We start from the raw sequence: 14,387 nt of genomic DNA, 5'->3' as shown, positions 1-14,387 counted from the left end.
TAATTCTTTTAGAAGCCTCAGGTTCCACCCCGACATTTGCCGGGGTGGACGGTTCTGAGACCGGTAGGTAAGTTTGGTAATGGATAAAGGAAATCAAGACTCACGTCTGAAGCAAGTGCCCTGACGTGAGTTTGATATTTTCAATTTAGTCGGCTGATTTGCCGTTTGTTACTTTCAAAATGCCATTCATGATCCTCCAGTGGCCCGGGAATGTACACAGGTACGGATAGTCGCCTGGCTCCGATGGCGCAGTGAAGGTCAATACTACTTTTTCTCCAGGATTTACCAGCCTGGTTGAGTAAAGCAGCTCCGGAACATCAGGAATGTAGCTCTTCTCAGCGCCGTTGGCATCAGCAGCCATTTTGTCTGCAGCGGCTCCCACGGTTTCCAATGTGCCTGGTTTCACAATCAGCAGGTTATGCTGCATGAAGTCGATGTTTTCAAAAATAATAGCGACCGTCTGGCCTGCCTCTACTTCAAGTGTTTTGAGGTCATATTCCATTTTGTTTGGAATTGTCTTCAGCACGATCACCTTGTCGGCGTCAAGAGAAGCAGATAGGTTATTGTCGCCGCCCACTTCTGCCACCAGGTTGTAAATGCCCCGGGTGAAGCGTTCTATGGTGCCACTTTTCACGCCAGTCATGCCATCAGCTTCCTTGTCGATGCGCAGCCCCTGTTTCAACTCCTTATCAAACAATCCTCCGGTTTTCACAGAAACCGCCGGGACGTTGTTCAAGATAAAGGTGGCACCTGCCTTGGTTAGCTGGAACTCCCATTTAAAGCTCACCGGCATATCGGTCGTGCCTTTTCCGGTATATGTTTTTCCATTCTGGTTGACCACGACAATGAAGTCATCGTTGTCGGCAAAGACTCCGTAACCGTTGGTCTTGTCCCCATGTTGGATAAGCATCCCGTTGAGTATGGTATTGCCTTTCCAGATATTGCCGCTGAGGTAAATTTCTTTGCCAACCACTGAAGGGAAGTCAGCTGCAGCTACATACTTGGTGCCTCCAAGGTTCAGGAGCGTGAAGCTGGTGCTGGAATAGATTTGCTCTGTGAGGCCATCGGGCTTAAGCTCGGTAGTGTTTTGCAGGTAGGTCGCAATGAAACCGTTTTTGTGAGCTAACGACCCGGCCCTCACAGCCTTGGATAGCCACTGATCGGCTGCATTTTCTTCGTTGAGGCTAGCTTCAAAAAACATTTTACCCAGCTCATTGGAAGGAGCCATGTAACAAGCCTCAATAAATGCTGCCAGTCTTGTATTCAGGTTGGGATCATTAAATGATCCGGCGTTGAAATACGATTCCACTGTCGTAGCATTTTTTGGCAAGGCCTGAATGGCAGCTTTCCTAACGCCCGGATTTGCATTGCGTAAGGCGTTGGTCACTATTCGTGTAGCATCCTCATTTGTTCCATTCAGTGCGCCAAGGCCTTCAATTGCCCAAATGGCGTGAATGGCCGGGGCATTTACGCCTATCTCATCTTCTTTGGACGAGCCAATTAATTCATAAAGCTGTGGAAGGATGTTTTGGTCACCTTCCTCAACAATCAGACGCTGGGCGGTAAGCCGCCAAAACATGTTGCTGCTTTTCAAGCCTTTAATGAGGGAGGCCGGTTCTTTGCGATCGAGAACGATCTTTTCGGCCTCCGGAGCACCTTTGTAGGAAATCCTGTAAATCCGGCCATGGGTGCGGTCACGGAGTGGGTTCACATGCGCATTTCCTTTTCCATTTTCGAAGCCAGTCGGGGTAGGGTTATGCTGGATGATGAAGTTGTACCAGTCGAGTACCCAAAGGTTGCCATCAGGGCCCACTTCCGCATGCACAGGTGACATGTACTCGTCGGAGGCCGCCATCATGTTCCAGCCGTCGCTTTCTTTGAAGCCGGCGCCGTCTACTTCAAATATGCCTTTGTGCAGCAGCTTGCCGGTTGGCTCGGCTATGAAAGCAACCCTGTTCCAATATTCTTTAGGGAAGCGGCGGGCCGTATAAAAGTTGTGCCCGGCTGCAGCTGTGAACCCGCCAAACACATCGACTTGCCTGTAGTTTTTGGTAACAGGATGCATAGCGTAGTGGCCGTCCAGCTTGGTGGCGAAGTCATTCGAGAAGTTTTTCACCTTTTTGGTGAAGGCATAGGGTACATTGACATATGCCGTGTGGGTATTGTTGGCGGTCGAAACAAAAATATCGTTGTTTTCGGTGAAGCCCAGTCCCCATGTGTTGTTGGTTGTGCGGGTGTGGTGCGACATGTGTTTGAAGTCACGGCTGAGGTTGAAGACTGCCTGGTCATACTCAAAATCTTCGTTCCCAATTTTGCCTTCAAAGCCAGAGTAGCCTACGGTGCCCCAAATTTTGTTGTTGAACCCGTATCTCAAGTTGGAAGGCCCGGCATGAGTGTCCGATACTCCCCAGCCTCCCATTACTTCTTCTCTTACATCGGCCTTGTCATCACCATCTGTGTCTTTCAAAAACAAGAACAAGGGTGCTTGCGAAATCAGGATGCCCCCGTTCACAAATACTATACTGGTTGGTATGTTGAGCTTGTCGGCGAATACTGTGAACTTGTCGGCCTTGCCATCACCATCGGTGTCTTCCAGAATTTTGATTCTGTCGTCACCTACACCTTCTTCGTCACGCACGGTGTTGGGATAGTCAACGGTTTCAACCACCCAAAGGCGGCCTTTTTCGTCCCAGGCCATGGCAATTGGGTTGATGATATCAGGCTCTGATGCGAAAAGCGACAGCTCGAACCCGGGAGGTATTTGGATATGTGTCATTGACGAATCGGGAGACAATGGTGCTTGAAGTTTTGGTGCCGGGTCTCTCTTTTCGTAGTTGGGTATTACGGCGTCTGAATAGCTGAGCTGAGCTATTTTGAATTGTTTAGCCTTCTGTGCCACCTCGTCGCCCACAGCCCAGAAAATGCCATTTGCTACAAGGTCCTGGAAGCCAGGGTTATTCCATGTGCGCTCGTCGTGCCCGTAAGCGGTATAAAACACTCTGCCTTTGCCCTGGTTTCTTACCCATGTCCATGGTTCGTGATGATCGCCTTCCACTCTTTCCATCAGCACGGTGTTGTCGCTGGCGAGCTTGTCGTGCACGTAGGTTTCATCCCATGTTTCAAAAGTCGATAGACCTTGCATCACGGGATGCTCCGGCATCAGGATGTCGGCTGTGAAAGTGCCTGTCTCATGTGTCTTGAACTGGCCCCCCATCAGATTGACCACTTTTGGCGAATTACGGAAACACCAGGTGGCACAATGGATGGGGATAAAACCTTTACCGCCTTCAACAAAATCCAGCAAAGCTTTTTCCTGTGAGGAAGTAATTGAATCGTGGTTGGCATAAAGGATAAGCCCATCAAATTTGGCCAGGTTGGTGGCATTCAAATCATTGGGATCGTTCGTATAGGAGATGTTGATGCCCCGTTGTGCGACAGCCTGAGCCAGGATGGGGGCATATTTTTCCGAAGGATGGTGCTCACTCGCATGTCCCAGAAAAAGGATTTCCAGCCTCCTCGGGCCACTGTTATTGCTGCACGAGGTAAAGAACAAGGTCATTGCCAAACTGAGAAGCCCGAGAACTGCTCTGGCAGAGGTTAAAGTAGGTATTGTGTATTTCATTACTTAGTTGTTTTCGACTACCGATTACGCTTGGATGATTTTTATTTATTCAACAATGAGGCGTATTTAAAATGCATGTGATCTGTCAATCTGACAACGCAGGTCATTTTTGACTATCAATATTGCAAAATAGAATTCATTAATGCTCTCACTTTTTTGACCTGTTCTGACTTTATTTTAACTTACTTATCAGTCATTTATTCTTTTTTATGAGAAAATTGTGGCACTGAAACCAGACCGTATCGCATTTGCCCCATGAGAGTACCTATTCAAAAATCGGCCATTCCAGATTCCAGGGTATTTGTTATCAAAGACCTGCAGGATGCGTATTTCGACCCCAACTGGCATTTTCACCCGGAGTATCAACTCTTTGTAGTCCTCAAGGGCCATGGAACCAGGTTTGTCGGGGATACGATCAAGCCCTTCAAGGAAGGCGATCTGTTGCTTTCCGGCCCTAATCTGCCCCATCTGTGGCGGTGCCATGAGTCTTATTTTGCTAAAGACAGTCAGCTGTCGACAAGAGGTATTGTTATCTACTTCGATGAGAATTTTCTAGGCCATCAAATGTTGGAAAAAGAGGAACTTGCTGGTTTGAAGTATCTCTTCGAAAAAGCAAAGCGAGGGCTGGAGTATTATGGACATACACGGAGTCAGGTAAAAGAATGGATGCTCAAAATGGTGAATTCGGAGGGGATCGAAAGCGTTATTCAGTTTTTGAAGATACTTAGTGCACTTGCACATTCGAAGGAGTACAGATATGTGTCGTCGGGCCCGGCCAGTTTTCAATTGAAAGCGTCTGACGGAGACCGGATGAATCTGGTTCATCACTACGTCATTGACAACTTTAGACAGAAGATTACGCTTGAAGAAGCGGCATCGCTGGCGAACCTGAGCCCGGTCGCCTTTAGTAGGTATTTTAAAACGAGGGCGAACAAGACTTTCTCGTCATTTGTAAGTGAGGTAAGAGTGGGGCAGGCCTGTCACATGCTTGTGGACGGCGAGCTATCGGTGGCGGCCGTTGGATTTGAATGTGGCTACAAAACGCTTTCCAACTTCAATCGGCAGTTCAGGGAGATCACGGGCATGGCTCCGCTGGAGTATAGAAAAGAGTATCGGAAAGTGATTTAACCTGATGGCTCTTGAAAAAAGTTAAATTGTTGTAACTAGCCTATTGCAAAAAGCGTATATTAGTATTGCAAATGCAATAACTCCATAAGTTGGAGTGGGCGAAAAGAAAACAATTTATGGCTGAGGAAAGCAATAGGTCTGAAAGGCGCTCGTGGCGGATAGCAAGCGTGAATAACGAAGTGGCTACAATTAATGTAGACACGGAAGCTTACCATTTTCTCAAGCCTTATGCTCAGAATGATGATCCGCCGTTGATGGCCAAAGAGCCTGAGCTTGTTTATGAGCGCATTAAGCCAATGGTGCAATACCTTGGCTACAGTCAGCAGGAGTTATCCGGTGTGCTGGAAGTTGATCCCAGCACGTTGTTCAGGTGGGATAAAGGTGATAAAACGATAGGTAAAATGAGGTCCAAAGCCATGTATGATATTGACCACATCATCGCTAAGGGGGTGAAGGTTTTTGGTTCGGAGAAGCAATTGAAAGAATGGCTCTCTACTGTCAACCAGGCCTTAGGCAATCAAAAGCCTATTGAGTTAATCAAAAGCCCCTACGGAATAGAGCTGGTTGACAATGCCATGGAGGCGCTGTTGTGGGGCAACGTTTTGTAGGTGAAATACTTTCGACTGATCAATAAGATATTTGCCTCAACCCCATTGGGCTATGGAAGGGCTGGCGGTAGATGGAATTTCCCCGGCACCCCTATCATTTACGCCAGCAATGTCAGCGCCATCACGTTTATGGAACTGCTGGCTATCAAGGGGCCAGTGGTGGCGAACGGATCCTGGGTATTGATCACCATTCAGATAAATGCAGACGCACCTCACCTCATGTCGGAGGACTTGCCACCTGACTGGGGTCGTCGACCTTACCCGACGTCTACTCAGGCTTTTGGTACCAATTGGGCGCAGCGTATGATGTCACCCTTTTTGAAAGTGCCCTCATGCCGTATTCCATTGTCCAGCTATTCGACGGAGCATAACCTCTTGATCAACCCATTGCACCCGGAAGCTATGAAATCGATTGAGATCATAGCTGAAGAAGACGTGTTATTCGAGTTGAATGAATGGGGCTGACCAGAAAGTGGATCAATCTGTATTTCTGGGGGGATTGATTTTTGGCATGGGTATTTTCCGCTTGCAAAAAAAAAGCAAAAGGCGCAAGCCTAACCCGGCCGGGCGAGACGCATTGAACCAGTTTTGCTTTTTTATTGCCGCCTATTTGCTGAATCGAATAACACTTCTCTTGAGTTTTATCCCCAGATTTTCCGCTTGATCCCAGAAAGTTCGGGTGGGTACAGAGAAGTTTTATAGAAATAGAAAGCACTGCCCTTAGGGCAGTGCTTTCTATTTCTGCGCCAATGTGGTAACTACTCCATCAGGCTTATTTTGTACACTGTGGTTTGATGGTAAGTTTCCCCTGGTTTCAGCAAAGCACTTGGGAAATCAGGTTGATTAGGAGAGTCGGGGAAATGCTGTGTTTCCAGACAAAAACCTGTATTTCTGCCGTATGGAATACCTTCATCACTTTTAACGCTGCCGTCGAGAAAATTGCCGGTGTAGAATTGCACACCTGGTTGCGTGGTCGCCATATCCAGCCTCCTTCCCGAGACAGAATCCGTCACGATAACCACATTTCTCAATTGCCCCGCTTCCCCATCCAGAACAAAGTTATGGTCGTAACCGAACGGATCACCTCCGGTTTGTTCAATCCGTTCGCCTATCTTGGCTGCATCAAAAAAGTCAAACGGTGTTCCGGCAACTGGTGCTAGCTCACCTGTGGGAATTAACCCTCCATCAACCGGTGTGTATCTCTGAGCTTTAATTCTCAGCTCGTGATCTAGTATTGTATTAGCTGGGCTGCCCGTAAGGTTGAAATAGCTATGGTTCGTCAGGTTGAGAACAGTGGCCTTGTCAGTGGTGGCAGTGTAATCGATTTTTAGCTCGTTATCGGCAGTAAGCGTGTAAACCACCTTTACATTGAGGTTACCAGGATAACCTTCTTCGCCATCGGCACTAAGGTAGGTCAGCTCAAGTGAAGGTTCGTCACCATCTATAGCATTGGCAGTCCAAACCTGTTTATCAAAGCCTTTTACCCCTCCATGGAGAGAATTTTCTCCGTTATTTTTGGCAAGGGTGTAAGTTTCACCATCAATGGAAAATTGTCCTTTGGCGATTCTATTGGCATAGCGGCCGGCGATTGCTCCAAAAAACGGATGGCCAGCCAGATATGTTTTCAAACTATCGAAGCCCAATACAATAGAGGATACTTTCCCATTTTTTTCAGGGAAGTTCCATTCGGTGACGATGCCACCATAATTAGTGATTTTTACTTCTGAACCGGCTTCGTTGGTCAGCGTAAATAGCTGAACCTTTTTGCCATCTACCTCACCCCAATCGGCAGCAGATATGCGGGAGGCGGTTGCAGTCTCTTCAGTCTTTTCTTTAGTAGGCATTGTGCAAGCGTTTAGGCCCAGGGCCAATAAGCAAAGTAGTATAGTAGGTTTCATATTAGTAAGGTAAAGCCAGAGCATCGCTTTTGATGCTCTGGCTGGTTTTGGTCTAGATGTACCTGTTGATCAGGTTCTCGATATATTCCTGGCGACCACTGGTCATTGCAGGCTCTCCGTTTTCGGCAGCATAGTTGCGAAGATCTTCCAAAGAGAGCTTACCCTGCTCAAACTCCTTGCCTTTTCCGCTATCGAATGAGGCATAACGGTCTTTGCGAATCTTCTTGTATTCTGACTTCTGTAAGATGTTGTCGGCAGCTACCAGCGCACGGGCGAAGATGTCAACACCACCAATGTGGGCATAGAACAAGTCCTCCATATCAGTAGAGTTTCTTCTGATTTTCGCATCGAAGTTGATGCCACCACCGCCAAAGCCTCCGTTTTGCAGAATGATCATCATAGCTTCGGTCACCTCGGTGATATCGTTAGGGAACTGGTCAGTATCCCAGCCGTTCTGGTAATCGCCTCTGTTGGCATCAATAGAACCAAGCAAGCCTGCATCGGAGGCCACCTGCAGTTCATGGGTAAATGTATGGCCAGCTAATGTAGCATGGTTTACTTCGATATTCAGTTTGAAGTCGTTAAGCAAATCGTGCTGACGAAGGAAGCCAATAACAGTGGCTGAATCGTAGTCGTACTGGTGCTTAGTTGGCTCGCATGGCTTAGGCTCAATAAAGAAAGTACCTTTGAAGCCTTGCTTACGGGCATAATCTTTGGCTTTGTGAAGGAACATCGCCAGGTGATCCTGCTCTCTCTTCATGTCAGTGTTCAGTAGCGACATGTAGCCTTCACGACCTCCCCAGAACACATAATTTTCGCCTCCAAGATAGATTGTTGCATCCAAAGCGGCTTTTACCTGTGCCGCACCATGGGTAAGCACATGGAAATCCGGGTTGGTAGAAGCACCATTCATATACCTGACATGGGAGAACAGGTTGGCTGTGCCCCAGAGTAATTTTACACCGCTGGCCGCCTGTTTTTTCTTGGCGTACTCGGCAAGTGCGTGAAGCCTTTTTTCATTTTCAACCACATTATCTCCATAGTCAACCACGTCCACGTCGTGGAAGCAATAGTATGGAAGGCCCAATTTTGTCATGAATTCGAAAGCAGCATCCATCTTGTCTTTTGCTCTTTCTACCGCATCGCCTTTCACATCCCAGGGGAAAATATGCGTAGGTGCACCGAAAGGATCGGCACCACTGCCAACAAAGGAGTGCCAGTAGGCTACTGCAAACCGCAAGTGCTCCTTCATAGTTTTGCCTGCTACCACTTTGTTTTCGTCATACCAGCGGTAGGCCATAGGGTTGTCGGAGCCATGTCCTTCAAATTTGATTTGACCTATGCCTTTAAAAAATTCTTTTTCTCCAAGAGTTATTGCCATGTTTCAAGTGTTTTTGGGGGTTTAAAAAACAGGGCGTTAAGTTAGCAGAATAATGAGATGAAGGCGAAAAATTTTCCACTTTATAACTTTTCCCGATTGTTATTCCGCTGGGAATGGTAGCCTCAATTGCGTCATGATCAAAAATTGTTTGCGACATCTCCAACCTTTCGATTTCGATTTCCGTCTACTCTTCAGCTTTACCATCCACATCTACTGACCGAAACTTCTACCGGGTGAATTTTTTAAAGCGAGTACCAATATTTTTAATTTTTCAAGTAAACATGAAGGTCAAATTTCTTAACTTTTTTGCAGCCACTGCCCTGGTGGGTATGTTTGCTGCCTGTTCTGGCGACGACGATGCACTTCCAGGTGAAAATGAAAACCCAGGAAGTCAAAAAGCATCAATAAAGCTTTCTTTTAACCCGCCTCCACTTTTCAACGCATCCGAAAGGCAACCAGCATATGCTGTAATTGCCATGACGGACAACAATGAGGTAGAGGTGGTGAGCAATAAGAAAGTAGCACTTTCCCTCAAGGCAGGGAGTTATTTCACTGAGGCATTTGAAATACCTTCGGCCACCTACCGGCTTTCCAGCTTTGTGGTTTTCAATGCTGAGGATAAAGTGGTGCTGGCAACCCCGCAAGAAGGATCGCTGAAGGGAGAAGAGCTCCAAATGGGCTTGCCGCTGGTGGTTGACGGAAAAGCAGGGGGTACAATTGTGGCTAACACAGAAGTGGGTCAGGTTTTTGTGGTGGAGGATGCAGCTGACTTTGGTTACGCTGTCGAGGTTTTTGGCGGAAAGAGCGATGAAGTGACCCTTGTTTCCTTCAGTGCATCTGTTAATGTTGGTGGGTTTGTTTATGACGGTATCAAGCCGTCGGTATTAATTACGGCTACCGACGACGAAGGTAATTCGTGGTCAGTTGGCAGAGATATTGAAGGCGTGGAGAATATCAGTATTCCGACAAGATTCGACAACTATTACATTACTTGGACACACTGGGGCGATGTTTACGAAAGAGAGCTGACAAGAGAGGAACTTTTTGAGAAACGTGCAGTGAAACTGGAAGGGCAAAAGGCACCCAAAAGGCTGAAGAGTGAGACTGAGTATATGCTGCTGGCTGAGGGTTCGAAGCTGGAAAGCCACGTAGATTACATATACAATGAGGAAGGCAAGCTAGCCAGGAGAGATTTTTATCACTTTAATCACGATACCAATGAGTGGGTACTCCAGCTAATCACCTGGTACGAGTATAAGAACGGCCGACTGGATAACGTCAAAAGGACTATGGACAACACGCTGCTTGATACGCAGCAGTACTATTACAGAAGCGATGGCAAGGTTTCAAAAGTTGTGCAAACAGGATTAAACGGAGGTCAGGAAGCTGTCTGGTTATATAACTCGCAGACGGATGCGTTTACTGGCATACGGTACAGTTTTGACAATGGGAATTTCTTTACCTATTACTACGAATTTGACAAGGGAAACATCGTCTCGGAATATTCGGGTGTGGGTAGCACAACGGGAACTAGCTCCAGCCAAAAGCACTACGATTCCTTTATCAACCCCCACTATTTGCTGGGAATCACGGATTATTTTCTTCGTGAGTCAAGTAAGAACAACTTGAATGGCCAGACTCAAAGTTATGCAGGGAGCTTCCCAATATATGTGCCTGGCCAGTATACCTATACTTATCAAAGCGGCTACCCTATGGAGAAACAGGTGAAGTATGTTGGCTACCAGAATCCAACTGCCACGTATACTTCAAAGACTGTTTACGAATACGAAAACTGACAGGCCAAATAACTAAAAGGGCTGCTATTGTTTAACGATAGCAGCCACTTTTCTATTAACCAAGATGGCTTTTCAGAATTCCAAGCCACTTTTCATAGTGCGGCTCATAGTCGGTATTTTTTGAAGGCTCCACTACCCGAAGCCTTTTCATGTTCCTGAAGGCGTCTTTCTGGTCGGCGTAAACGCCAGCGCCCAAGCCGGCACCTACCGCAGCACCCACACTGCCATCACCCTCATAGAGTTCTACAGGCACGCCTGTTACGTTCACAAATGCCTCTGTGAACACATCGCTCAGGAACATGTTGGCATAACCAGCCCTGATCACCTTCGGGCTCATGCCATTGTCTCTCATAATGTCGAGTCCGTAGCGGAACGAGAACGCAATACCTTCCTGCGCTGCCCGGAATAATTCATGCGGGCCGTGAGTGTTGAGGTCAATGGTGTGGATGTGGGCACCTATTAGTTTATTCTCGAGCATACGTTCCACGCCGTTGCCAAAAGGCATCACATAGAGGCCCCGGCTGCCTGGCTTGGCTTTGGCCGCTTCTTCATTCATTTGCTCATAGGTGAGGTGCTGTCCAGCCACAGATTTTATCCAGCGGTTCATTATGCCCGTACCGTTGATGCACAGCAGCACGCCCAACCTCTTTTTCTCACTGGCGTAGTTTACGTGGGCAAAGGTGTTTACCCTCGACTGCGGATCGTAGCTTACCTGGTCAGTTACACCATAGATCACGCCGGATGTGCCTGCGGTCGCTGCCACTTCGCCCGGCTCAAATACATTGAGCGACAGGGCGTTATTGGGTTGATCTCCCGCCTTGTAGGTGACCGGAATGCCAGCTTTCAAGCCTAACGGTTCGGCAACGGCGTAGCTTACTGTGCCATGCTCCGAGAACACAGGCTTGATGTCGGGCACCAGGCTTTTTGAAAAACCGAAGTAGTTGAATACCGGGTCAGAAAGCTCGTCCTTTTGAAAGTCCCAGAAAATTCCTTCAGAAAGAGAGGAAACTGACGTGGTAATTTCGCCCGTAAACTTCATGGCAATAAAATCGCCTGGCAGCATGAGCTTGTAGGTTTTGTCGTACAAGAAAGGCTCGTTTTCTTTGACCCAAGCCAGCTTGGAAGCCGTGAAGTTACCCGGAGAATTGAGCAAAGAGGAAAGGGCTACACTTTTGCCTATGGCTTTGAACGCCTTATCGCCTATTTCCACAGCCCGGCTGTCGCACCAGATGATCGAATCACGCAGCACCTTTTGGTCTTTGTCCACTATCACGAGCCCGTGCATTTGGTAGGCAATGCCAATAGCCCCAATGTCTTTGGGGTTATATTTTTTGGTAGCGTTAAGCTTTGTGATGGCCTGTTGCGTGTATTCCCACCACATGTTGGGGGATTGTTCCGCCCAACCTGGCTCTGGCGACAAAATCGTCGCCTCCGTTTCCGGATAATGAGTGGAAGCAATGCATTTTTGCGTTTGGGCGTCCACTACAGAAATTTTGACGGAAGAAGTTCCTATATCTATACCTAATAATAACATGGTGCAAATTTGATTAAATGTGTGCTAAAATAGCAAACCTATCCCAAATCCATTTCATTTTACGGATCGGGTGTTTGATTAAGTTTCGGTGATGTAAGCTGCTAAATGGTCAACAGCAGGCCGTAGTTCTCGTCAGTGTCTGAAAAGAAAGACTCGGAAAGGTTTTCCTTTCCCTGCGCTTTGTAGTCGGGCTGTTGTTTTTGATACGAAGAATTTAGCAGTGGAGATGAAACAAGGAAGTCAGCTGTTGCTCTGTTGCAGGCAACGGGAATGTTCCAGGCCATGCCTATTCGCAGCAACGCCTTCACTTCAGGGTCGCTTGGCAATTGTGCTAAAGGATCCCAGAAAAAGATGAGAATATCTATTTCTCCTTCAGAAATTTTAGTGGCTATTTGTTGATTACCACCCATAGAGCCACTTTTTACCTTGGTCACAGGCAAGTTAAGCTCTTTTTCTACAAGGTTTCCGGTAGCCTCGGTGGCGAAAAGAGAATGACCAGCTAATACACCCTTGTTAAAGAGTGCCCACTCAATCAGGTCTTTCTTTTTATAATCGTGCGCAACAAGCGCTATATTCTTTTTATCTATCGTATCCATTGTTGTGTCAACTTTCAAGTCAATCAATTTCCGTTCAAACACCTTGCAGTGTCAACTTCTCAATGATTTGTACAAATTTAACCCTTTTTCTTAATAAAAGATTCGTTTCATTGCAACGTAATCAGGCCATTAGAGGTTGTGTTTTTCGGAGAAATCGATTGCAAAGTTCTTAACAAACCGTTGCAGAGAACTTTCCTTTCTGAAAAAGATTTTTCGCTGAAATGGGAACATCGAAGGTGCATCATCAAAAATGATTTTGTGGTGACCGTCAAAAGGTTTAACTATATCCTCAGGAGACGGTAGATTTGAATGATGTGAGATGGCAAAAAAAGATGGTGGAGTGAAAACAGGACTGACAAGGCAAATGGGCATTCTGGGCCTTGCAGCTACTGGTATTTGCTCGATGATGGGGGCGGGCATCAACGTGGTGCCTTTCATGATACAGCGAAATGTGCCCGGGATCGGCCCTTATGTGCTTCCGGCTTTTTTGGTGGCTGCCGTGCCTGCTATTCTTGCAGCCATGGCCTATGCCATACTTAGTTCGGCTATGCCCAGGGCGGGTGGCAGCTATGTCCATGTAAGCAGATCCCTCAATCCATATCTGGGTTTTGTTGCAAGCTTTTCCCAATGGTTTGGCCTCTCCGTGGCCATTGGCGTTGTGTCCTACGTGGTCGTCCCTTTCCTGAGGGATGTTGCTTTTGGTCTTGGGTGGGCAGAAATAGGAGAAATTTTGGAGTTGGGGTTTGTTCGCCTTGCTATTTCATTCGCCTTCCTTTGGATTTTTGTTCTTGTCAATATTCAGGGCATTAAACTTTACGAGCGTACACTGATCCCGCTGATGTTTTTGATGTTTGGCCTTGGCGCTATTGTCATTGTGGTAGGCTTTTCACATGACCAAGCCGATTTTGTTGCCGCCATTCAGGCCAAGGAAGGCAGACAAATAGCAGAGGCGGCCAGTCAGCCTTTCGATTGGAAGATTTTTGTGACAGCCTCGGCCCTGCTGTTTTCCAGCTTTATCGGGTTCGACTCAATAGCGCAGGCAGGGGGAGAGGCGAAAAATCCAGGCAAGTCGCTGCCTATTGCGATTGCGATCGCCATTCTGACTGTGGGTGCGTTTTACCTCCTATTTACATGGGCTGTTTATCATAGCGTGCCGTGGGATTTCATTGCCGCTGAATCTATGAAAAAAGACATTTCGGCTCCTGGCCTGCTGAGCTATGTGCTGCCGCCTGTTTGGGGTGTGCTTATTTTGACTGGCGCTGCCATTGCGCTGATCAACGACTTGCCGGCCATGATCTTGTCGGTTTCCAGACTCATGTTTGCCTGGGCTGAGGACGGAATATTCCCCAGGAGTGTCGCTCGGGTACACCCCGTTCGGAAAACGCCTGCGACGGCCATTGTCGTCAGCGGAGTTATGGCTTCGATCGGGATCTTGGGATGCCACCTGGCGAGCGATTTCTTTTTAGGGATAGATATTATGGTGACCTCCATGCTCGTTAACTTTCTTTTGATGGTGGTCTCAGTTTACACTTTGCAGAGAAGAAACCCAACACTTGCAAGGGGCATTGTAGTGGTGAAGGAGCGATGGAAGCAGGTTTTCATTGCTGTGGCAGGCGCTGCTTTGCTGGGCAGCCTGCTCATTGTACATATCGTCAAAGACCTGGCAAGCAGTCCGGGTGCATGGTATTTCCATTCTACCTTTATATGGATAGTGGTGATGATTGTCGCTACAATGATTTATTTTCGTGAAAAAGGAAAACTAACCAAACAGGGCGTCAACCTGTCGGAGAGGTTTTCGCAACTACCCCCTGAATAAGATTAGCT

General features: G+C 47.3%; 10 protein-coding genes. 5 read left to right on the top strand and 5 right to left on the bottom strand.

All coding sequences use genetic code 11. The annotated features are described in order from the left end of the window. Positions 1-145: 145 nt before the first annotated feature. On the bottom strand, positions 146-3,622 hold the full coding sequence (locus RT717_RS20165) for a PVC-type heme-binding CxxCH protein (protein WP_317488159.1): 3,477 nt from the start codon (positions 3,620-3,622) through the stop codon (positions 146-148). A 255-nt stretch (positions 3,623-3,877) separates the two neighbouring features. On the opposite strand from RT717_RS20165, the gene RT717_RS20160 reads away from it, so the two are divergent. The 3 genes from RT717_RS20160 (at position 3,878) to RT717_RS20150 (ending at position 5,823) form a co-directional block, all read left to right on the top strand. Beyond that, positions 3,878-4,750: an AraC family transcriptional regulator gene (locus RT717_RS20160; protein ID WP_317488158.1), complete on the top strand. Its 873-nt coding sequence runs from the start codon at positions 3,878-3,880 to the stop codon at positions 4,748-4,750. Between the two features lie 116 nt (positions 4,751-4,866). After that, positions 4,867-5,358, top strand: a complete 492-nt coding sequence (locus tag RT717_RS20155) for an antitoxin Xre/MbcA/ParS toxin-binding domain-containing protein (protein WP_317488157.1) — start codon at positions 4,867-4,869, stop codon at positions 5,356-5,358. Further along, the gene (locus RT717_RS20150; protein WP_317488156.1) at positions 5,359-5,823 is read left to right on the top strand and encodes an RES family NAD+ phosphorylase; all 465 of its coding nucleotides are present in this window, start codon (positions 5,359-5,361) and stop codon (positions 5,821-5,823) included. It begins immediately after the preceding gene. A gap of 293 nt (positions 5,824-6,116) precedes the next feature. Here the strand turns inward: RT717_RS20150 and RT717_RS20145 are convergent, their stop codons facing one another. Continuing rightward, entirely contained in the window at positions 6,117-7,202 is a 1,086-nt protein-coding gene (locus tag RT717_RS20145; RefSeq protein WP_317488155.1) for an aldose epimerase family protein, read from the bottom strand. A gap of 106 nt (positions 7,203-7,308) precedes the next feature. After that, positions 7,309-8,637, bottom strand: a complete 1,329-nt coding sequence (xylA, locus tag RT717_RS20140; protein WP_317488154.1) for a xylose isomerase — start codon at positions 8,635-8,637, stop codon at positions 7,309-7,311. Positions 8,638-8,918: 281 nt separating this feature from the next. On the opposite strand from xylA, the gene RT717_RS20135 reads away from it, so the two are divergent. Further along, positions 8,919-10,433 carry a hypothetical protein gene (locus tag RT717_RS20135; RefSeq protein WP_317488153.1) on the top strand — a complete coding sequence of 505 codons (1,515 nt, stop codon included), beginning with the start codon at positions 8,919-8,921 and terminating at the stop codon, positions 10,431-10,433. A 55-nt stretch (positions 10,434-10,488) separates the two neighbouring features. On the opposite strand, the gene RT717_RS20130 is transcribed toward RT717_RS20135, so the two are convergent. Next, positions 10,489-11,967: a xylulokinase gene (locus RT717_RS20130; protein WP_317488152.1), complete on the bottom strand. Its 1,479-nt coding sequence runs from the start codon at positions 11,965-11,967 to the stop codon at positions 10,489-10,491. Positions 11,968-12,068: 101 nt separating this feature from the next. Continuing rightward, positions 12,069-12,563 carry a methylglyoxal synthase gene (locus RT717_RS20125; RefSeq protein WP_317488151.1) on the bottom strand — a complete coding sequence of 165 codons (495 nt, stop codon included), beginning with the start codon at positions 12,561-12,563 and terminating at the stop codon, positions 12,069-12,071. Positions 12,564-12,882: 319 nt separating this feature from the next. On the opposite strand from RT717_RS20125, the gene RT717_RS20120 reads away from it, so the two are divergent. Continuing rightward, entirely contained in the window at positions 12,883-14,379 is a 1,497-nt protein-coding gene (locus RT717_RS20120; protein ID WP_317488150.1) for an APC family permease, read from the top strand. Positions 14,380-14,387: the final 8 nt, after the last annotated feature.

This window comes from Imperialibacter roseus (genome assembly GCF_032999765.1).
Taxonomy (GTDB): Bacteria; Bacteroidota; Bacteroidia; order Cytophagales; family Cyclobacteriaceae; genus Imperialibacter; species Imperialibacter roseus.
The sequence above is the reverse complement of the archived record's forward strand: the minus strand, read 5'-3'. Positions and strand labels throughout refer to the sequence as shown.